General features: G+C 53.4%; 1 protein-coding gene. It reads left to right on the top strand.

The genetic code is table 11. From position 1 onward, the window contains the following. On the top strand, positions 1-439 hold a 439-nt coding region (locus C5B91_RS22040; RefSeq protein WP_233547878.1), incomplete at its 5' end, for a hypothetical protein. Positions 440-526 lie beyond the last annotated feature (87 nt).

A 526-nucleotide genomic window follows, 5' to 3' on the forward strand; every position in this document is an offset into this window, starting at 1 on the left:
AGCATTGATTAGCCGAGAGTGTGTTCAAGCCCGCAACTCCATGATGTCAAGTCTCCCAAACCGACCGCTCTACGAGCCAGAAGCTGACACACTTACTGAAGAAGGGCCCATTGATCTGGTCGCTCCAGGGTCTCCTGAGAGCGTTCAAGAAGATGAGGAAGGCACGCAGCGGATACATGGCCTGCTGATCTTCATAGATGAGACTGTCGCTGCTCTCGCCTACACTGACGAAGAGCATGGCTGGACCCTCATCGCCAAAGAGACTGACGAGAACGACGATGCTTACGAACTCGCGCATGATCAGCTTCTTGAGTACCGTGGATATGACGGGTTAGACCGCAAAGAGGCACTGAAACGAGCTGTAATAAAACTCTACGGCCTTCCCGAGGAAGCGATTGAGGCCAATCTCGAGGAACTTGCATCCCTGGGTGAGGAGTAATACCTATGGTAGACCTCCCATCAAACGACGAGTGGCCCAACGGCTGGCGGTACAGTGAAAAGCGAGGCGACTATTTCGTCCTCACCT

Source organism: Haloferax sp. Atlit-10N (assembly GCF_003586325.1).
Taxonomy (GTDB): Archaea; Halobacteriota; Halobacteria; order Halobacteriales; family Haloferacaceae; genus Haloferax; species Haloferax prahovense.